Source organism: Paenibacillus sp. FSL R5-0908, assembly GCF_038006245.1.
GTDB classification, from domain to species: Bacteria; Bacillota; Bacilli; order Paenibacillales; family Paenibacillaceae; genus Paenibacillus_AQ; species Paenibacillus_AQ odorifer.
In genome coordinates, this window is the sequence record NZ_JBBOUV010000001.1 from 6661698 (window position 1) to 6678169 (window position 16472).

Below are 16472 nucleotides of genomic sequence, written 5' to 3' on the forward strand. Positions count from 1 at the left end.
GAAAAGTCCTTAAATTCTCTTGCTTCCAGCTCCGTCAGAGACTCCTTTTTCCCGTAAACACCGATTTTCCTGAGCATTTTCGGATATTTCTTTAGCAATTCTCTTGTGGCCACTTTGTCCGCTGCCGTCACGCCGGGAAAGAACTCCATCTGTACCACCGCCCCCACAAGAACACTCCCCTTCTTGCTTATATACTCCATCTAAGCCCATAGCGAACGTCCGTATGTTGGTTGATATCCAGTGAGCCATGATAGGCGACTTATATCTAACCCATGCGTTCCCCCAAGCAATCACTTCAACCGGATCTTTCAATTTCCAATCTTTAAAAAATCGCTCACCTGCCTTTAATGCAGCTTGAACTTCCTTAACCTTCATCGCGCAGCGCTCTCCTCTTGTTGTATTCAAATATTGGAATTGGCTTCTTAGCATTTAAGAGAGTAGGATTAGCCTGTCTAAATGCTGCCAGCTCCTCCGGTGTAAGCTGAGAACACTTTATCTCTCCCTGTCCTCCAGCTGCCTGCTCTACTGCCTTGTCCTTATTTGCAAAATGCCAGTTATTCATGACTTTGGCCTACAATCTTATCTACCAGCTTTTCCCCTTCAACCCGCTGCCTTAGATAATCTTTGTTGGCCGGGTCATTGTTCCAACCAAGGTACTCTTTAGGCGACTTTTCAAGAGCAGTTTTAAACATATCGAACATGCTTTTTAATTTCATGTCTCGTAGAAATTGCGGCTGTGGTTGGTCTCGCATCAATTCTTCCCGCAACTGACGATGCTCAATATTGAACATGGAGCAGTACACCAACAAAGCGTAAAGGAGTTCATTATTCTCTGGACTTTTACCATCCTTAGCGTCTTCCACAATTTCAAACAGTGTCCGCATTGTTTGTGTCTCCTTCCTTATTTCCTCGGGCTGCACGTGCCTTAGCTCCGCCATCTTTCATCACTTCTGACGGCATTACTTCATCCAGACCGCCAATCCACCAGTTGTTGTTATCCTCTAAAGCGTAGAATTCCAATGCTCCCTGTTGCTGGGCTATGGTCTGCTGTGCCTCTACCAGCTTCCTCTCTGCCGATTCCTTGAATACTCGTTGACGTCCAGCTTCGTAATTTGCCTTTTCCAAAAGCATGCGTTTTATTTCAAGTGCATTACCTGTATCGCCATGCTTACGCTCTACCTCTTCTAGAGCAGTCCGAGCGGTTTTCACATCAGATATTAGCTTTACAATATAGCCACGTGCTATCATCCCTTCGTACTCTGGTTCAATGGCATATCCTTCGCCATCTGTAGGCATCGTCCGATACTCACGACTCAATTCATCTAATTGCTCATTCGTGAAATAGGGCTTGATCTCTTCTATCCGTTCTGATGTCATGCATTCGCCGCCTCTCCCCCGAGCAATTCCGGGTTGTCGTGAATGTTTCCTATGACCGTAGTTTCAGCCGTTTCACTAAACAGGTAGTCTCCGTCCTTACCGTCCATATTTTCAAGCAGAAACGAACCATCATGATACTTCACGATCCCTGTCCGAGTACCAGAAAGGGGAAATAGCATTTCTTCGGCGTTGCATATATCTTTCTCATAGATCTCACGGTCGTTCCGGTCATTTAAGCCGCTGTATTGACCCTCAGTCCCCTTGATAATTTCATGCAGCTTAAGGTGCCCTTTATTGTCTAAAGTGGCTATTGCCAAAGATCCAGCGATACTCACCTGCACCAGACCTCCATACACCCATTGGCCTGTTTCTTTCGACTTACCGCGAAACTTAATAGCTCTGCTCATACTGGTTATACCTCCCTAGGATCATTTTGTCGCCAAAGGTAGAGGACGGAGAACTGATGAAGCTCCCGCGTCCATTTTCCCGCTGGCTTGTCCTTCAAACGGTTATATATGACTCTGTAATCTATGATTTCACATGGTGGCCGCTCCTCTTGGAAGAAAAAGAACATCGGCCTCCTCCTCTACTTCGCAAGCCGCAGGACCAGTGCCGCCTGCTTTGAGCTCAAAGGCTTAAGCCAGTCTGTCCGGTAGGGTTGAGTACTTGTCGGCCTTCTGCCTATTTGAATCTCATACCCCCATACCCAGCCAGCTGGATCGGTAGCCGATTCCGTAATCATGACTTCCCGGCCTATCTTGTCCGGATAAAGCTTCGGCATGATTTCATGTCGCTTATCATTACGGATGATCTGGCAAACCACGCCTGGACGGTACTTGTCTTTGGAAACCGATGGAGCTGGTGGATCAAAAAAGAAGAACATCGCTCCTCCTAATCCGCTTGGCGGTATGTGAGAACGTCCCACCCTCGCCCAGCTAACTCCTTATACATCACTGTCACAGCCTCGCAGCGCTTATCTGCTTGCCCTCCGCTGTTCGGGTTGATCATATACCCCTCTCCAATCCAACGCCGTTTAGAACGGCAATAGAGCCCGGCTTTTCGGATGGCTTCCAACACCTTTCTTTCAGACTGGCGCGGAACACAGAGGAACACTGAATCTAAATTTGCACTTCCGCCGTCTGGAATAGCTTCGGCTGCCGCTTTGGCCAAATCGTTCGACTCTCGGAGATCCTTGATAAACTTATCCCAATTCATGTTATTCACCCTTTCTTAAATCTCTCTGCGAAATATGCGATTCAGGGGCGAGTTTTCAGCCCCGCGGAAATAATCATTGTCCCGCTCCATGATGGAACGATCATAACGAGCAAATATACGGCTATAATTCGAATCCTCAGCAATGGATAAGTCATACAGTGAATCAGCGGTCAGAGCGTAATAATGAGTTATTTGCCCTACATGTGTTTGATAGCAATGGTATTGCCTCATTATCTGAATGCTCTCGCCTAAGAGGTTTTCAATGGCGGTTGCCTCAGGATCATTGATACTAAAGAAAAAGAACATTATTCAGACGCTTTCTGCGTAACGACAACCAACATCTTTTGCATCCGCTCGATTGCTCCAACTAGGATAGTCCCGCACTTATCTGAAACCTCAGTGTCCTTTCCCTTCAACGTTGTAATGACCCCGATAACTGCGTTAAAGCTATCCTGTAGGCTCTTGACATGTACCTTGAACATTGCCGTATCTTCACCTGTAGCTGAAGCGGCTTTCTTCCGGAGTGCTTCCAACTCTGCAAGTACTTCCGGCGAGGTTTCGAATACCGTCTCCGTTGCTGTAGCCACCTCTACGGGCTTCGCCTTCAGAGCCTCTTCTAGCTCCTTGACACGCTTCTGAGATTCAATCAATTGTTCATCTGACTTGGACAGGCTTGCCCGGAGCTGTTCAGCGGCTTCCTCTGCTTCAGCAGCTGCACCTTCATCACCAGCGGCAGAAGCGGCTTGTGCGGCGTCCAGTTGTTCCTGCAGGCGCTGGACAATGGCAGCATGGTCCTTCTGCTGGGTCTCCAGCTTCTCCCGGGCCTTCCGCTCCTGCTCCGCTGCCTTCTCGGCCTTGGCAGCAGCTTTTTCGGCTGCTTCCTTCTCCTTAATGGCCTGCTTCCGATCTTTTACTGCCTCCTGCAGCTCACGGGTGGACATCTCTTCAACCTTTTGATCAACCACAAATGCCTCCCGCTCCTCTTCGGGTACGCCCAGCAAGGCCAGTGCTTGAGTCGGTGTCAAATTCTCAAACGTTTGGGATTTCAAATTCTCTCCGAACATGTCAAGCTGCTGCGAACCATAGCCGTCAAAGATGGCCATCATGTTATTGGCCTGCGATTGAGAGAATCCCACATGATCAGCCAACCAATCCCCAAATGCTCCATGTGGCAGCATCTTCTTGGCCTCTGTCAGCTTACGGCCGATTTCGATAGCCCCATGTATGGCCGTCCGCTGAACGTGGTCCCGAATACTAATAATCTCAATGGCAATGACTTCTGGTGTTCTCAAAGATAATTGCGTCATACTGCTACCCCCTGCGGTTTATTTGAATTTTTGGTCTTTCTCTTACCCTTAACGAGCTTTTCAGCTTTAAAAGCATCTATGAGTTCTATCAAATCTCCACTCATGCGAAGGTTTTTATAACCGTACACTTGCTTTACTTGTCCATCCTTCAGTTCCAATGTGAAGAATGGTGTATCCTGATCAGCGTATTTGCGAATCATCAGGATACTTGTTTCCCCTTTCGCATGACGCTGCGCATAACCGCCAACACAGTGGCTCAAAACCTTTCCCTCGTCAATAATCTCTTGACCCGATTGAGCAGGACGAATGATGTAATCTCTCCAAGCAAACCGATAAACTTCCAGTTCCTGCGCCCGTTGGGCAATTCGCCGCTTTTCAATTTCCGACATTTGGATTTTGACCTGAGACATGGTGCTGTCATGTGCGGTAGCTAGATTGTGGGGAAACACGATTTCCAACCGCTTTAAATCAAACCCCAATGTCTTACACTCTTCCATGTAATCCTTCCACATCGTCACGACACTAGTTTGGTCATAGAAGACTCGACGATTTTTTTTGAATTGTTTCTCGATGTATCTAGCGCACGCCCTTACATTTTGAAATTTAAACATTGGTTTCATTTGGGAAAAATACGGATTCACGTTCGTTGCAATACGCTTCAGTTCTTCAAAATCGGGACGATTGCTGTCATTCAGAGTCAACTGGTAGAGCCGTAACGTGAGCGCCCCTATTCCGTCCCGCTCCAGAATGGTCGATTTATTGCTGATGAACTGCTTTAGATCCTTTTTGCGGAGCCGTAATACATCTTCTATGGTTTTGCCGCTCCATTTGATGGCATCATAAGTGCGCATATCATAAAGCTTCGCCCAGACAAAATATTCAAATTTCAGCTTTGTGAGGTATTCAATACACGGATACTTAGAATACAAGCCAAAAAACTTGGTCATATCTGAGTCACTGCCGTCCCAATAATTTTCCCAGGTGCTATACTGCATTGACGTACCCTTCACTGCCGCTTTAATACTGTCCAGAGAGCAGTAACACGGAACACCATTTTTGTATAACGGATATTCAGAGGTGATGTTATCCCTCTTATACCACTGAGTGTCACTGTAATAGCCTGTATAGTACATGGTGCTTTCACCATTCGCCTTGAACACATAGCTGCAAGATGCCTTATAGTAGGTTGTAACGTTCTTGTAATCGCCGCTATAGTCCCGCCTAACGTAAAACCCGACTGCAGTCATTACTTGAGGATCAATAATTGATTTCTCATAGAAAACAACATAGGCCTTATCCTGCAAGTATTTGCGGCCGACATGACTCTTCTTTACAGTGCATTGAGAATTACAGTGAGGACAAACCGCTTTCTGACAATGCTTTAACGGTTCTTCTGGACGATGGCGCTGATTGCAATGAGTACAATAAGCATATTGAACACGCAAAACAGTTTGAGTGAATAAATAGCGACTATGAAGCAGGACTTTGTTTTCGACATAATCAATCATTTCTTTGCTGATCGGTCCGAAATGGGCCGTGTGCGCTTCTGATGCTACATTCATTCTCCCGCTCCCCCTTTACAGATCGCCAAACAGATCATCAACAGAAATGCCAAGCGTTGGCGGTGAGGTAACCGGAGCGGGTGGCGGCACAGGAGCTGCCTGATCCGGTGCTACTGCAGGAGCGGGAATCGTTCCGGTAAATCCGAAATACTTCAACGCAATGGCGTAACCCTCTTCATCCGTAAGCATTGCCATGCCATCAAATTTGTTCTTGGAAGCTTCAGTTTTCATTGCAGTTAACGCTCCCGCAATGGTCTTACCCTCAGCCAACACCTTCTCAGCTGCAGCAGGATTGATCTCCAACACCTTGAGCAGATGTTCTCCAACCACTTTCACATAGGGATTCTTCGACGCTTCCATTTCCGTTCTAAGCTTATTTACCGCTTGTTCCATCCCTTTGACCTCCCATATCCACGGCTTTACCGTGTGTAAATTGAGTTTTGCGCCACATATGTGGCATTCGCGAACCATCGTATGATCTATAATTTGCAGCTTCCCGTTTGTGGAAGCACAACAGAAGCAGAATCCGGGTATCTCCCGTAAAGGTATGAGTACAGTTTTCTCGGAACATTGCGGACATTTATCAACGGGGTTTTTAGCCTTCTTATCTCGCTGGGGCTTACCTTCCCAGCCACAGATGCAGCGGTGCATTCCAGGAGCGCGTGAAAGGTAGCTCATCGGTTATTGAATGCCTCCTTTTCCCGAAGTTTTGAAGCCTTCAGGTCCGCTGCCTTCTTCATCATGGCATCAAATTCCGATGTTGAAGGCGTTCCGGCCGTTCCATCATCTTGTGAGATCGGAATCACTTGCTTTTGGTTGCCGTAACCTCGGCCCCCGCCGCCGGAACCCTTATTGGACGTGGATGTTTTACCAGAGCGCATTTCAACAAGCAACGTCGTCCATTTATCCCGAAACGTACTTGCACTTAACACATTTTTGCGCCAAAAATCATGTTTTGGCAGCCAGTCCATCACATCCATGATCAGACGCTTGTCAGATTGCTTGTCCAGCTCAACCAACTTCCGGAAATCGTCCGCCCATGTCTGCATGTTCGCTTTCGGTGCCAGATCATCTACTTCTAACACTTTTGCCAGCTCGTCAAGCTTACTTTTGAAGTACACAGCCATTTTCATGTACGGGCTGTCCGGTTCGTAGACGGGTTTTTGCCGCCCTTTTGAACCATTTTTCCCGCTTCTAGGCGCCTCGTCCGCCGCTTTCGATTCGTCGGCGGTTTGTTTGGACTTCGTTTTTGTATTTTGATTTGGCTCTTGATCTGACTTTTGATTTGGATCTGCATCACCGTTTATCTTTAAATCTTTATTTATATCTAGTTCTAAATCTAAATCTATTTCTTTCTCTATAGAGTGGACATCCGTCTGTTGTCCGGTCTTGTCCGATTCTTGTCCGGTGGATGTCCGCTGGACGTCCGAAGGATTCGCCTTTTTGTCCTCCCGCTTCTTCCTGGCTTCTGCCTTGCGAAGAGCGTCCTTTTTCCGGGCCTCTATAATCTGTCCACCGATCTCATGCCAGTTGACAATCTCGTGTCCTACCATGGTTTTAGCCACATATTCGGCGTCAATCATGGCTTGCAAAAGCACCTCTGGATCACCATTAAAATGAACTGCTTCGGCTATGTCTATTGCTTCATATTTGCTTATATCTCCCGAAGGTGCCCAATCCAGCGCCCACCACCAAAACATGTGCAGGGACCCTACCGCTGTCGGAGTGTCCAAGCCGGTTGCACGGCAAAACTTACGTGTTTTGGGGTCTCTGTCGGTCGCCTGGTAGCTCTTAATCCATAACATTTATGCTGTTCACCTGCTCCCCGCTTGGACATGCACGGACAGCGCTTCGACATCCTGCGGACTTCCGAGCGTTGTCCCGTTGTTATCCGATGGATGTCCGTAGGACGTCCGCCGGACAAAATGCATGCCCTTATTTCCAATATTGCCGACCATCTCCAGCCGTGTAGTAAAGATAAAGTTCTGCCTGCTTACGCGCCTTCCAGTCTCGCCCTTCAATGGTTTCATCTGCCCAATTATGGCAGCTACCGTTATCATTACGGGGACCACACAAAATAACCACATTCCATGGAGCCCGTCCTGTTCCGTATTGAGATGCATTAAGCATATGGCACCGTTCAAATCGAAATCTTGGAACGCTGCAGCCGCAATGCTCACAGACGGTATACCCTTCCTCGCTTGCACGACGGTATATCTCTTTGTCTACCTTAGTTGTAATGGCTGTCTCCTGGCCCTGCTTACGCTTAGCACGCTTATGTTCCGGTTTGGGAACCGGGCGAAAATCAAAGCTACCCATTAGCCATACCTCCTGTTTGCATATCAATTCGGACACGCATTCTAAGTTCGTATATTTTTTCTTTTACAGATTCCCTTTCATTACGCCAGAACATTTTCTGTTCGTAGGCCTCAGCCTCAAGATTGCGAAGCTCCATTGTGGCCAGTTCAGCTGTCAAGATTTTATCGCCCTTTTTTGCCTGCGATTTGGCCAGTGTAAATGTGTTCTGCCGTAGGGTATAAATTTTTTCGTAGTCCCCGTCCATCTGTGCAGAAATCCGCCCCATAAGGTCATAAGAAGCCGTTAAGAGACGGACAATCTCAACCATTGCACCTGGTGCATCTTCATCGTATGCCTTCGCCTGATCCCGCAGTTTGTTGCTTTGTTCGATGTGCCAGTCTAATTCTTCATCCTTCATAGCTTCCTCGCTTTCCCAAACTTTGGACGCTGTGGAGTATCTTTATGAATAGATCTACGGTCCACCTTGGCCAGTGCGGCTTTTGCTTTGTCGATCTTAAAATTTATCGCCGTAGATGGTTTACTGTGATTCAAAAGATAAGCTGATTGATCGAGATAAAGATCGCGAAGCTTCTTACGAAGTTCCGTCCGCTCCACAGATTGCACTCTCTTTGCCATTGCCAACACCTCCCGGCAGTGGTAATCTAGACTTAATTGTTATTTTCCAACTAAGTGACGGCTGTCCGGCTCCTACCCCGGACGGCCGTTTTTCGTATACCTGGTTAAGTAACTCACGATAGTTCCGATATCCTTTATTGGCATTTTCAACTGCTTGGGTTAACCCCTCAGCTTCTGCCTGATCGCGAAGTGTCAGGTACATAGCGCATACATTGCGAAGCATGTTTACTGTAAGTTTCAAGGTATTACCTCCTTGTGAATAGCTTCATATTATCGTGCCAGCTTTGAAGAGGCGCGGTTTAAAACTTCAAAATTTTTATCGAGGAATTGTCTCATCCCTTGCGCTTTAAACATCCATCGTCCACCCTCTCCCCCGTTAGAAACCAATTTCATTTCCTGCTTAAAAGAAGGATTTAGAAGAATGTTAGCTAGTAACCAATCACGTTTACGACATGTCTCTGATTCAAGGCGCTTCATGTCCCACCAAGCGCCGGGTCCGAAATCTTGCATAAGACGCTTAATTTCAGACTCAGCCAGTTGACGTACATATTCCGGATCAATTACAAGCTGAATGACTGGTGATTCCATAAGCCTCAACCTCCTTCGAAAAAAGATACTCGATAGGATATTCTGGAAACAGAGATCTTTTGATTTGAAAAGCCTCGCTCAATGTAAATTGAGTCTTCCCGGTTGTTTTGTCTACGATAGTTGCATAACGCACGCCAAGCACTTTCTGTAGATCCCCTTTCTTGATTTTTTTTCTTGCCATCTCAGCCTCCAAGTTCGGGAACATGTTTTCCCTCCTCCCGGTGTTCAATTTCGTATTTCATTGTCAGAATATACTCAATTTCGCACTTAGTCAACCCTTAAAGAGATAAAAAAAACGAAAATGAGCATTTACTTTTACTGTAAATGTGGTTATACTGTGATTAAATACGAAATAACGTATATTCTATACGTTTAGGGAGGATTAGCCGTGCGCAGGGCCGAGGTCGTTAAGAAACTGATTGACAAAACGGGATTAAGTACAAAAGCTTTCGCTGAAAAAGCTGGACTGCCATATACAACCTTGAGATCAATGCTAAATAGAGGACTCGGTGGCGCAGCTGTTGATAATGTTTTAAAAGTAACAAAGGCATTAGGAATAACTGTCGAGGAACTTGAAGGAATGTCAATCGATAACGATTTTAGTTCACCGGATGATGTAAATTTGAGTGCTGCTGAAATAGCGGAGTTTGAGGCTTTCATCAATAATCCCGAGCACGGCCTTTTTTTCAAAGACTATCTGGAAGCACCAGAAGAACGCAAAAAAGACCTTCAAAAGGTCTGGGAAATCATCAAACGCGCTTCTGAATCTGACGAGAAGTAATTTCTGTAGCATCAGCTGTCAGGCTGATTCTGCATACCCATACATACGAACGTACGATCTCACAGGAGGATTAACATGTTTAAATATTACAAAAAAACACATTTAGAGGATTTTGTTGAACAGTTATATACCCAGAATGACATTCTCTTACCTGAAGATATAACTATAGATAAATTAAGCAGAAAACTAAAAATAAAGGTTGAATATGTCCGTGTAGAGAGTTTTTCTCTACACACCAAATCCAAACTCCTTATACTCCTAGATGAACGCAAAAGCCCAAAAGGAAAAAGAGAAGACTTTCTACATGAGCTTTGCCATTTGATGCGTCATGAAGGAAATCAACTTGTGTTATCTGAACCTTTTGTTAAGTACCAAGAGGATGACACAGTGCAATTCCAACTATATTCTCTAATGCCCTTTAACATGATAGAACAAATAAATTTATCTCCTGATCATGGACAAGCAATAAAGCAGATATCTTCTACATTCTCAGTAAGCATAGAGCAAGCAAGCAAGCGATATGAACAAATCCTACGTCGAGAATTTGAAGGAGCTATGAGTGCTGAAATTGCCGCTGCATTACAGCCACGAAAGGAGGTGAAAACTGTCACGAATGACGAGGTAGAATTTGCGGTGTATTACGATCCTTCTGGAACAACAGACGGACCATCCCAGCTTGTTGTCACCTTAGACGAGTGGACAATAATGAACTGCCGAGAAATTGATTTACCTATCGGAGAGCGGTTGCCTGAGATAGACTTAGAAGAAATGCAGCAGATTGAATGTGTGCCAGTCCTTAGTAGCGACGTTATTTGTTTTGACGGTATTATCACACTGCAGATTCATCAGCTCTTGTACAGACATGGACTAAAGAAACAATGCTATGTCATACAGATGCATGATATAGAGATGAAAATTGCTCGTGATCAAGAAATGAATCGAAAACTATCATGGTAAGGAGGAATTACTTTGGCCAGCTTCCAGAAGTACAATACAAAAGACGGTGTGCGTTGGTTGTACAAGTATTATGGTGAGATCAACCCTGAAACAGGTAAGAAAAAGCCCTCAACCAAACGAGGATTTAAAACAAAGAAGGAAGCTCAATTAGACGCTGCCCAAACAGAAAGAGAAGTTGCTGACGGATCATTTGTTTCCCAAGACAAAATTACGACATTCCAACAAGTCTATGAACAATGGTACGAAACCAATTCCCCCAACTTTAAGCCCAGCACAAAAAAAGCCGTCTTGTCTAAATTTAAGCGGCAGTTGCTCCCTCACTTTGGGGCAATCAAGATGCGAGATATCACCCGCTCTTATTGTCAAGAAGTCATTAATAAAATGGCGAAGGAAATCAAAACAATAGATAACATGAAGATGTATGCCAATCAGATTTTCGAGTATGCGATCCGCATGGACATTCGGACAACCAACCCCATGAAAGGTGTGGTAATCCCCATGAAGGAAATTGACCATCTGGCAGATGAGGACGGTATGGAGCGAAATTTTTGGGAGAAGCATGAGATAAAAAAATTTCTTGGTGTAGCGAAAACGGAATGCTCACAGAGAGATCATTTAATGTTTCACTTACTGATCTACACTGGTGCACGCAAGGGGGAGATTTTGGCACTTCGCTGGAATGATATTGACTTTAAGAATAAACATCTTTCATTGAACAAGACTTTGTTTCAGGATAAGACAGGCTTTATGTCCCTGACCTCCAAAACAGCTGCCTCACGCCGTGTTCTTAGTTTAGACGATACAACTTTGGGGTTACTGAGAAAACGCCGCTCAGAGCAAAACAGAGGCATTGTAACACCCATTGGCACAAAAGATGATCGTTTAATTTTCGCACGAGAAGATGACACGCCTATTCGTTTAGCCTACCCTAACGACAAGCTTGCTGAGATCATCCGTTCACACAAGCTCCACCCTGTCACAGTCCACGGCTTGCGCCATACCCATGCTTCACTACTCTTTGAGGCTGGAGCAAGCATTAAGGAAGTGCAGGAGCGCTTGGGTCACTCAGATATTAAAATGACCATGAACATATATACGCACGTAACCAAATCGGCGAAAGAGAAAACAGCTGACCGCTTTGAAAAATTCATGGAGCTTGACGAACAAATTACGGGTTCTGATGTGGTCACAAATGGTCAGGAAGTATAAATATGGTCAAAATATGGTCACGACTCTTTTTGTGGGCAAAATTAAAGCCCTTGACCATAAAGGCCAAGGGCTGAAATTCCTTGATATACAAGGCATATTAACGTTTCGAGAACTGAGGCGCACGACGTGCAGCCTTCAAGCCGTATTTCTTACGTTCCTTCATACGTGGGTCACGAGTCAGGAAGCCGGCTTTCTTCAATGCACCGCGATATTCAGGGTCAACTTTAAGCAATGCACGGGAGATACCGTGACGAATTGCTCCAGCTTGACCGGAAATGCCGCCACCATGTGCAAGAACGATTACATCGTAGTTGCCCAGTGTTTCAGTCAGGTTCAAAGGTTGTTTTACGATCATTTTCAGTGTTTCCACACCGAAATATTCGTCCATCTCACGTTTGTTAATGACAATGCGTCCTTCACCCGGTACAAGGCGAACACGTGCTACCGAATGTTTACGACGACCTGTCCCATAGTATTGTACTTGTGCCATGAAACTGTCCTCCTCTATTCTTATCCGCGAAGTTCGTAAACTTCAGGTTTTTGTGCTGCATGTGGATGCTCGGCGCCTGCATATACTTTCAATCTCAGCTTCATGTGGTCCCCTTGACGAGTCTTAGGAATCATACCATGAACCGCGAATTCAATTACGCGTTCTGGTTTAGTATTCAGCAGAGTTTCAGCATTAGTAACTTTCAAACCACCTGGGTGCATCGAGTGACGGTAGTATTTTTTGTTTTGCAATTTCTTACCGGTCAAGTGAATTTTCTCAGCGTTGATTACGATAACGAAATCTCCTGTATCAACGTGTGGAGTGAATTGCGGTTTGTGTTTGCCACGGATCAAAGCAGCGGCTTCGCTGGCCAAACGACCGAGTGTTTTGCCTTCGGCATCAATAATGTGCCAATTGCGTTCAACTTCGTTCGGCTTCGCCATATAGGTGGTACGCATGAATGTTTCCTCCTTGTTCTCGTACGAAAATCTTCTGTTTCGTATATCTTGTTTCTCATTGAATTACGATTATGTGAGTTAAGCAAAGCATTTTTTTGGCATTTTCCTGATCGGGGCTGTGGGATAGCCATCAAGAAAACACAACTTTTATATTACAGTATAAACATAACAAGTGCAAGTGATTTTTAAACATTTAGCCTATTAATTAGGAAGAAATTTATAGAAAAAACTATTCACTTTCAATCTCGTCATATTCAACACTCCACAAAGCTAACCCCATGGCCACAGCTGTTGGACCAGCATGTGATCGATCACATGCTGCCAATATTTCAGCAACCTTATCAGCAGGTATTTTACCTTCCCCCACATGGATCAAAGTCCCCATAATAATGCGAACCATGTGCTGAAGAAATCCACTACCCGTTATATAAGTATGGATAACTCCTTGATCTGATGAAGAGGGTCGGCACATCCTGCGATCTACTTCCATATGAGCTTCAAAGATCGTTCGTACATGAGAAGTCTTCGTAGACCGTCGTGATGCAAACGAAGTGAAGTCATGTGTCCCTATAATTTGCGTTAAGCCTTGCTGCATCGCAGGAATATCCAACTTCACTGGATGGTGAAGCTGCCAGCGCCGTTGAAACGGATCTGGAAACCTGTTGCCATTAATCGTGTATCGGTAAGTTTTACGCTTAGCCCCTCTACGAGAGTGAAACGTTAGCGGAACTTCCCTAGCCTCTGTAACCACGATGTCTTGTGGCAGTCGGGCATTAAGCGCTAGACACCAACGTTCAGTTGGGATTCGGGAGGAGGTTGTAAAGTTAAAAGGCTGGCCATAGGCATGTACTCCGGCATCTGTACGGCCTGAAGCAGTAATCTTAAGCTTCTCACCTGTCAGATGGAGTATGGCTTGCTCCAGCCGATCCTGAATCGTATTGCCCTGAGGCTGGGTCTGAAAGCCATCATAATTCGTTCCGTCATAATTGACCTTCATCAATAGATTACGCATTCCGTTCTCCTTTTTAAACCGGTCAGCAGAACGTCGATCGAAGCACTGTCTGATCTTCTATTTGAAGAAATGGCTTCGCCGTCCCTGAAAGGACGGCATCCATTTTTCATATATAGAACTACAAGTCCTATAGGATCCTTAATTTCAAAAAAAAGAGCCCCTGCGGGAGCTCCTTCAATTGAACCAAGGTGATTCCCACGGTTATTAGTACAGCAGAGTCTTGCGCCTCTGCAGCACAATAACGCTGATATTTCCCCCATCTTTACTCCAAAGAGGGCTGGATGAAAGGGAAGCATCGGAAATCAATACTTGTGATACTACGCGCGGTCTACCAATTCAAGATAAACCATAGGCGCAGCGTCGCCACGACGAGGTCCTAGTTTAAGGATACGAGTGTATCCACCTGGACGCTCAGTGTAACGAGGAGCAATGTCAGAGAACAATTTTTGAATTGCATCTTGTTCACCATCAACAGTCTCGCGGCGAACAAATGCAGCTACTTGACGACGAGCATGAAGATCACCTTTTTTAGCTTTAGTGATCAGCTTTTCAGCGATAGAACGAACTTCTTTCGCTTTAGCTTCCGTTGTTTGGATGCGCTCGTATAAAAACAGATCCGTTACCATGTCGCGAAATAACGCTTTACGCGCACTGGAATCACGGCCCAATTTTTGGTATGCCATTGTGTTTTCCCTCCTTTACTAAAGCAATCTGCAGCTATTCTTCTGTGCGGAGACCCAAACCAAGTTCCTCAAGCTTTTCCTGAACTTCTTCCAAAGATTTGCGACCAAGGTTACGCACCTTCATCATATCTTCTTCAGTCTTCGTGGTAAGCTCTTGTACGGTATTAATACCAGCACGTTTGAGGCAGTTGTAGGAACGAACAGAAAGATCAAGCTCTTCGATTGTCATCTCAAGTACTTTTTCTTTTTTGTCTTCTTCTTTTTCAACCATAATTTCGGCGTCTTTCGCTTCGTCCGTAAGACCTACGAACAGAACGAGGTGCTCGTTCAAAATTTTGGCTCCGAGGCTTACAGCCTCTTCCGGTCTGATACTTCCATCTGTCCAAATTTCAAGCGTCAATTTGTCGTAGTTAGTCACTTGACCAACACGTGTATTGTCTATGCCGTAGTTAACGCGTGAAATTGGAGTGTAGATGGAGTCAACTGGAATAACACCAATTGGCTGATCGTCACGTTTGTTCCGGTCCGCTTGGACATAGCCGCGACCACGGCCTGCAAAAATACGCATATGAAGTCTCGCACCAGGTCCCAGCGTTGCAATGTGAAGATCCGGATTGAGGATCTCAACATCGCTGTCCGCACGGATATCACCTGCGGTAACGATGCCTTCCCCTTCAGCATCAATCTCGAACACTTTTTCCTCGTCTGAATGAATCTTCAGAGACAAGGCTTTAAGGTTCAGAATGATTTCCGTCACATCTTCCATTACGCCTGGAACGGTCGAGAACTCATGCAGAACGCCGTCAATTTGGACCGAAGTCACTGCGGCTCCTGGAAGCGAAGAAAGCAATATCCGGCGAAGCGAGTTCCCCAGAGTCGTGCCATACCCACGTTCCAGCGGTTCAACTACGAATTTCCCATAGGTACCTTCATCATTAGCTTCTACGGTCTCAATCTTCGGCTTTTCGATTTCTATCACGAGTTTACCCCTCCTTCAACGTCGCTCCTATATGAAACTGTCACCCCATCAGGTGCATCATGTAGTATGCCTAAACACCTATTATTAGCAGATGCGTCAGAATTATACCACATTCACAATACTGATTTCACTATACGCGACGACGCTTAGGCGGACGGCATCCATTGTGAGGAACCGGAGTTACGTCTTTAATAAGGTTAACTTCAAGCCCTGCAGCTTGAAGGGAACGGATGGCTGCTTCGCGGCCCGCGCCCGGTCCTTTAACCATAACCTCAACCGACTTCATGCCGTGCTCCATAGCTGCTTTAGCTGCTGATTCAGCTGCCATTTGCGCTGCGAATGGAGTGGACTTACGGGAACCTTTAAATCCTTGGCCGCCGGAGCTTGCCCAGGAAATTGCATTTCCGTGAGGATCCGTGATGGTAACGATGGTGTTGTTGAACGTGGAACGAATATGTGCCACGCCGGATTCGATATTTTTACGGTCGCGACGTTTGGTACGTACGACTTTTTTCGGTTTAGCCATTGTCTCTTATCCCCCCTTATTATTTCTTTTTGTTTGCTACCGTACGACGCGGGCCTTTCCGGGTACGGGCATTCGTTTTAGTACGTTGACCGCGAACAGGCAATCCACGACGGTGGCGAACACCGCGGTAACAGCCGATCTCAGTAAGACGTTTAATATTTAAGGAAATTTCACGACGCAGGTCACCTTCAACCTTAACCGTTTTGTCGATCGTTTCACGCAGTTTGCTGACTTCATCTTCCGTCAAATCACGGACACGTGTATTAGCGCTAATGCCTGTTTCATTAAGAATTTTCTGAGAAGTCGTTTTACCGATTCCGAAAATATAAGTCAAGGCGATCTCAACGCGTTTGTCACGTGGCAAATCCACTCCAGCTATACGAGCCATTTTACG

28 protein-coding genes are annotated in these 16472 nt (G+C 45.6%); 3 read left to right on the top strand and 25 right to left on the bottom strand.

Annotated features, from left to right (window positions below):
• Positions 1 to 9: 9 nt before the first annotated feature.
• The 18 genes from MKZ09_RS30250 to MKZ09_RS30335 form a co-directional block, all read right to left on the bottom strand.
• Positions 10 to 375 (bottom strand): hypothetical protein, encoded by a 366-nt coding sequence (locus MKZ09_RS30250; protein ID WP_143759106.1) that lies wholly within the window; start codon positions 373 to 375, stop codon positions 10 to 12.
• Positions 365 to 562 carry a hypothetical protein gene (locus MKZ09_RS30255; RefSeq protein WP_076106852.1) on the bottom strand — a complete coding sequence of 66 codons (198 nt, stop codon included), beginning with the start codon at positions 560 to 562 and terminating at the stop codon, positions 365 to 367. Before MKZ09_RS30255 ends, MKZ09_RS30250 begins: the two co-directional genes overlap by 11 nt.
• Entirely contained in the window at positions 555 to 884 is a 330-nt protein-coding gene (locus MKZ09_RS30260) for a hypothetical protein (RefSeq protein WP_076106854.1), read from the bottom strand. Before MKZ09_RS30260 ends, MKZ09_RS30255 begins: the two co-directional genes overlap by 8 nt.
• Positions 868 to 1377 (bottom strand): hypothetical protein, encoded by a 510-nt coding sequence (locus MKZ09_RS30265; RefSeq protein ID WP_076106856.1) that lies wholly within the window; start codon positions 1375 to 1377, stop codon positions 868 to 870. The genes MKZ09_RS30260 and MKZ09_RS30265 overlap by 17 nt, the downstream gene beginning before the upstream one ends.
• Positions 1374 to 1784, bottom strand: a complete 411-nt coding sequence (locus MKZ09_RS30270) for a YopX family protein (RefSeq protein WP_076106858.1) — start codon at positions 1782 to 1784, stop codon at positions 1374 to 1376. The genes MKZ09_RS30265 and MKZ09_RS30270 overlap by 4 nt, the downstream gene beginning before the upstream one ends.
• A gap of 179 nt (positions 1785 to 1963) precedes the next feature.
• Positions 1964 to 2260, bottom strand: a complete 297-nt coding sequence (locus MKZ09_RS30275; RefSeq protein WP_076106860.1) for a hypothetical protein — start codon at positions 2258 to 2260, stop codon at positions 1964 to 1966.
• 8 nt (positions 2261 to 2268) lie between these two features.
• Positions 2269 to 2592, bottom strand: a complete 324-nt coding sequence (locus MKZ09_RS30280) for a hypothetical protein (RefSeq protein WP_076106862.1) — start codon at positions 2590 to 2592, stop codon at positions 2269 to 2271.
• Positions 2593 to 2607: 15 nt separating this feature from the next.
• Positions 2608 to 2898, bottom strand: coding sequence for a hypothetical protein (locus tag MKZ09_RS30285; RefSeq protein ID WP_076106864.1), 291 nt, complete (start codon positions 2896 to 2898; stop codon positions 2608 to 2610).
• A complete protein-coding gene (locus MKZ09_RS30290) occupies positions 2898 to 3899 on the bottom strand; it encodes a DUF3102 domain-containing protein (protein WP_076208766.1) in 1002 nt (333 codons plus the stop codon). Before MKZ09_RS30290 ends, MKZ09_RS30285 begins: the two co-directional genes overlap by 1 nt.
• On the bottom strand, positions 3896 to 5461 hold the full coding sequence (locus MKZ09_RS30295; protein WP_076106868.1) for a PcfJ domain-containing protein: 1566 nt from the start codon (positions 5459 to 5461) through the stop codon (positions 3896 to 3898). Before MKZ09_RS30295 ends, MKZ09_RS30290 begins: the two co-directional genes overlap by 4 nt.
• 15 nt (positions 5462 to 5476) lie before the next feature.
• Positions 5477 to 5854: a hypothetical protein gene (locus tag MKZ09_RS30300; protein WP_341041652.1), complete on the bottom strand. Its 378-nt coding sequence runs from the start codon at positions 5852 to 5854 to the stop codon at positions 5477 to 5479.
• A gap of 281 nt (positions 5855 to 6135) precedes the next feature.
• Positions 6136 to 7266, bottom strand: a complete 1131-nt coding sequence (locus MKZ09_RS30305) for a hypothetical protein (protein ID WP_076208775.1) — start codon at positions 7264 to 7266, stop codon at positions 6136 to 6138.
• A gap of 130 nt (positions 7267 to 7396) precedes the next feature.
• Positions 7397 to 7780: a hypothetical protein gene (locus tag MKZ09_RS30310; RefSeq protein WP_076208776.1), complete on the bottom strand. Its 384-nt coding sequence runs from the start codon at positions 7778 to 7780 to the stop codon at positions 7397 to 7399.
• On the bottom strand, positions 7773 to 8177 hold the full coding sequence (locus tag MKZ09_RS30315) for a hypothetical protein (protein WP_076208777.1): 405 nt from the start codon (positions 8175 to 8177) through the stop codon (positions 7773 to 7775). Before MKZ09_RS30315 ends, MKZ09_RS30310 begins: the two co-directional genes overlap by 8 nt.
• Positions 8174 to 8395 (bottom strand): hypothetical protein, encoded by a 222-nt coding sequence (locus tag MKZ09_RS30320; RefSeq protein WP_339814888.1) that lies wholly within the window; start codon positions 8393 to 8395, stop codon positions 8174 to 8176. Before MKZ09_RS30320 ends, MKZ09_RS30315 begins: the two co-directional genes overlap by 4 nt.
• Positions 8352 to 8636 carry a hypothetical protein gene (locus tag MKZ09_RS30325; protein WP_341041654.1) on the bottom strand — a complete coding sequence of 95 codons (285 nt, stop codon included), beginning with the start codon at positions 8634 to 8636 and terminating at the stop codon, positions 8352 to 8354. Before MKZ09_RS30325 ends, MKZ09_RS30320 begins: the two co-directional genes overlap by 44 nt.
• 29 nt (positions 8637 to 8665) lie before the next feature.
• Positions 8666 to 8983, bottom strand: coding sequence for a DUF771 domain-containing protein (locus MKZ09_RS30330; RefSeq protein WP_076208212.1), 318 nt, complete (start codon positions 8981 to 8983; stop codon positions 8666 to 8668).
• Complete coding sequence (locus MKZ09_RS30335; RefSeq protein ID WP_076208215.1) at positions 8952 to 9188, bottom strand: hypothetical protein; 237 nt, start codon at positions 9186 to 9188, stop codon at positions 8952 to 8954. Before MKZ09_RS30335 ends, MKZ09_RS30330 begins: the two co-directional genes overlap by 32 nt.
• 183 nt (positions 9189 to 9371) lie before the next feature.
• Between MKZ09_RS30335 and MKZ09_RS30340 the strand changes: the two genes are divergently transcribed.
• The 3 genes from MKZ09_RS30340 (at position 9372) to MKZ09_RS30350 (ending at position 11930) form a co-directional block, all read left to right on the top strand.
• Positions 9372 to 9764 carry a helix-turn-helix domain-containing protein gene (locus tag MKZ09_RS30340; protein WP_076208218.1) on the top strand — a complete coding sequence of 131 codons (393 nt, stop codon included), beginning with the start codon at positions 9372 to 9374 and terminating at the stop codon, positions 9762 to 9764.
• A 75-nt stretch (positions 9765 to 9839) separates the two neighbouring features.
• Positions 9840 to 10721: an ImmA/IrrE family metallo-endopeptidase gene (locus MKZ09_RS30345; protein ID WP_076208220.1), complete on the top strand. Its 882-nt coding sequence runs from the start codon at positions 9840 to 9842 to the stop codon at positions 10719 to 10721.
• Between the two features lie 12 nt (positions 10722 to 10733).
• On the top strand, positions 10734 to 11930 hold the full coding sequence (locus MKZ09_RS30350) for a site-specific integrase (RefSeq protein ID WP_076208224.1): 1197 nt from the start codon (positions 10734 to 10736) through the stop codon (positions 11928 to 11930).
• A 97-nt stretch (positions 11931 to 12027) separates the two neighbouring features.
• On the opposite strand, the gene rpsI is transcribed toward MKZ09_RS30350, so the two are convergent.
• The 7 genes from rpsI to rpsM all read right to left on the bottom strand — a co-directional run bounded on the left by rpsI (position 12028) and on the right by rpsM (position 16466).
• A complete protein-coding gene (gene rpsI / locus MKZ09_RS30355; protein ID WP_025706574.1) occupies positions 12028 to 12420 on the bottom strand; it encodes a 30S ribosomal protein S9 in 393 nt (130 codons plus the stop codon).
• A gap of 20 nt (positions 12421 to 12440) precedes the next feature.
• Positions 12441 to 12878 (bottom strand): 50S ribosomal protein L13, encoded by a 438-nt coding sequence (rplM, locus tag MKZ09_RS30360; RefSeq protein ID WP_036680589.1) that lies wholly within the window; start codon positions 12876 to 12878, stop codon positions 12441 to 12443.
• A 229-nt stretch (positions 12879 to 13107) separates the two neighbouring features.
• Entirely contained in the window at positions 13108 to 13890 is a 783-nt protein-coding gene (gene truA, locus MKZ09_RS30365) for a tRNA pseudouridine(38-40) synthase TruA (protein ID WP_076138442.1), read from the bottom strand.
• Positions 13891 to 14207: 317 nt separating this feature from the next.
• On the bottom strand, positions 14208 to 14573 hold the full coding sequence (gene rplQ, locus MKZ09_RS30370; protein ID WP_019908254.1) for a 50S ribosomal protein L17: 366 nt from the start codon (positions 14571 to 14573) through the stop codon (positions 14208 to 14210).
• Positions 14574 to 14607: 34 nt separating this feature from the next.
• A complete protein-coding gene (locus MKZ09_RS30375) occupies positions 14608 to 15552 on the bottom strand; it encodes a DNA-directed RNA polymerase subunit alpha (protein WP_036680585.1) in 945 nt (314 codons plus the stop codon).
• Between the two features lie 130 nt (positions 15553 to 15682).
• Entirely contained in the window at positions 15683 to 16078 is a 396-nt protein-coding gene (gene rpsK, locus MKZ09_RS30380; RefSeq protein WP_019908251.1) for a 30S ribosomal protein S11, read from the bottom strand.
• 19 nt (positions 16079 to 16097) lie between these two features.
• Positions 16098 to 16466, bottom strand: a complete 369-nt coding sequence (rpsM, locus tag MKZ09_RS30385) for a 30S ribosomal protein S13 (RefSeq protein WP_036680583.1) — start codon at positions 16464 to 16466, stop codon at positions 16098 to 16100.
• Positions 16467 to 16472: the final 6 nt, after the last annotated feature.

Excerpts from the sequence above, each read along its gene's own strand:
- MKZ09_RS30250 (WP_143759106.1), bottom strand. The coding sequence starts at position 375 with ATGAAGGTTAAGGAAGTTCAAGCTGCATTAAAGGCAGGTGAGCGATTT.
- MKZ09_RS30255 (WP_076106852.1), bottom strand. The coding sequence starts at position 562 with ATGAATAACTGGCATTTTGCAAATAAGGACAAGGCAGTAGAGCAGGCA.
- MKZ09_RS30260 (WP_076106854.1), bottom strand. The coding sequence starts at position 884 with ATGCGGACACTGTTTGAAATTGTGGAAGACGCTAAGGATGGTAAAAGT.
- MKZ09_RS30265 (WP_076106856.1), bottom strand. The coding sequence starts at position 1,377 with ATGACATCAGAACGGATAGAAGAGATCAAGCCCTATTTCACGAATGAG.
- MKZ09_RS30270 (WP_076106858.1), bottom strand. The coding sequence starts at position 1,784 with ATGAGCAGAGCTATTAAGTTTCGCGGTAAGTCGAAAGAAACAGGCCAA.
- MKZ09_RS30275 (WP_076106860.1), bottom strand. The coding sequence starts at position 2,260 with ATGTTCTTCTTTTTTGATCCACCAGCTCCATCGGTTTCCAAAGACAAG.
- MKZ09_RS30280 (WP_076106862.1), bottom strand. The coding sequence starts at position 2,592 with ATGAATTGGGATAAGTTTATCAAGGATCTCCGAGAGTCGAACGATTTG.
- MKZ09_RS30285 (WP_076106864.1), bottom strand. The coding sequence starts at position 2,898 with ATGTTCTTTTTCTTTAGTATCAATGATCCTGAGGCAACCGCCATTGAA.
- MKZ09_RS30290 (WP_076208766.1), bottom strand. The coding sequence starts at position 3,899 with ATGACGCAATTATCTTTGAGAACACCAGAAGTCATTGCCATTGAGATT.
- MKZ09_RS30295 (WP_076106868.1), bottom strand. The coding sequence starts at position 5,461 with ATGAATGTAGCATCAGAAGCGCACACGGCCCATTTCGGACCGATCAGC.
- MKZ09_RS30300 (WP_341041652.1), bottom strand. The coding sequence starts at position 5,854 with ATGGAACAAGCGGTAAATAAGCTTAGAACGGAAATGGAAGCGTCGAAG.
- MKZ09_RS30305 (WP_076208775.1), bottom strand. The coding sequence starts at position 7,266 with ATGTTATGGATTAAGAGCTACCAGGCGACCGACAGAGACCCCAAAACA.
- MKZ09_RS30310 (WP_076208776.1), bottom strand. The coding sequence starts at position 7,780 with ATGGGTAGCTTTGATTTTCGCCCGGTTCCCAAACCGGAACATAAGCGT.
- MKZ09_RS30315 (WP_076208777.1), bottom strand. The coding sequence starts at position 8,177 with ATGAAGGATGAAGAATTAGACTGGCACATCGAACAAAGCAACAAACTG.
- MKZ09_RS30320 (WP_339814888.1), bottom strand. The coding sequence starts at position 8,395 with ATGGCAAAGAGAGTGCAATCTGTGGAGCGGACGGAACTTCGTAAGAAG.
- MKZ09_RS30330 (WP_076208212.1), bottom strand. The coding sequence starts at position 8,983 with ATGGAATCACCAGTCATTCAGCTTGTAATTGATCCGGAATATGTACGT.
- MKZ09_RS30335 (WP_076208215.1), bottom strand. The coding sequence starts at position 9,188 with ATGTTCCCGAACTTGGAGGCTGAGATGGCAAGAAAAAAAATCAAGAAA.
- MKZ09_RS30345 (WP_076208220.1), top strand. The coding sequence starts at position 9,840 with ATGTTTAAATATTACAAAAAAACACATTTAGAGGATTTTGTTGAACAG.
- rpsI (WP_025706574.1), bottom strand. The coding sequence starts at position 12,420 with ATGGCACAAGTACAATACTATGGGACAGGTCGTCGTAAACATTCGGTA.
- rplM (WP_036680589.1), bottom strand. The coding sequence starts at position 12,878 with ATGCGTACCACCTATATGGCGAAGCCGAACGAAGTTGAACGCAATTGG.
- truA (WP_076138442.1), bottom strand. The coding sequence starts at position 13,890 with ATGCGTAATCTATTGATGAAGGTCAATTATGACGGAACGAATTATGAT.
- rplQ (WP_019908254.1), bottom strand. The coding sequence starts at position 14,573 with ATGGCATACCAAAAATTGGGCCGTGATTCCAGTGCGCGTAAAGCGTTA.
- rpsK (WP_019908251.1), bottom strand. The coding sequence starts at position 16,078 with ATGGCTAAACCGAAAAAAGTCGTACGTACCAAACGTCGCGACCGTAAA.
- rpsM (WP_036680583.1), bottom strand. The coding sequence starts at position 16,466 with ATGGCTCGTATAGCTGGAGTGGATTTGCCACGTGACAAACGCGTTGAG.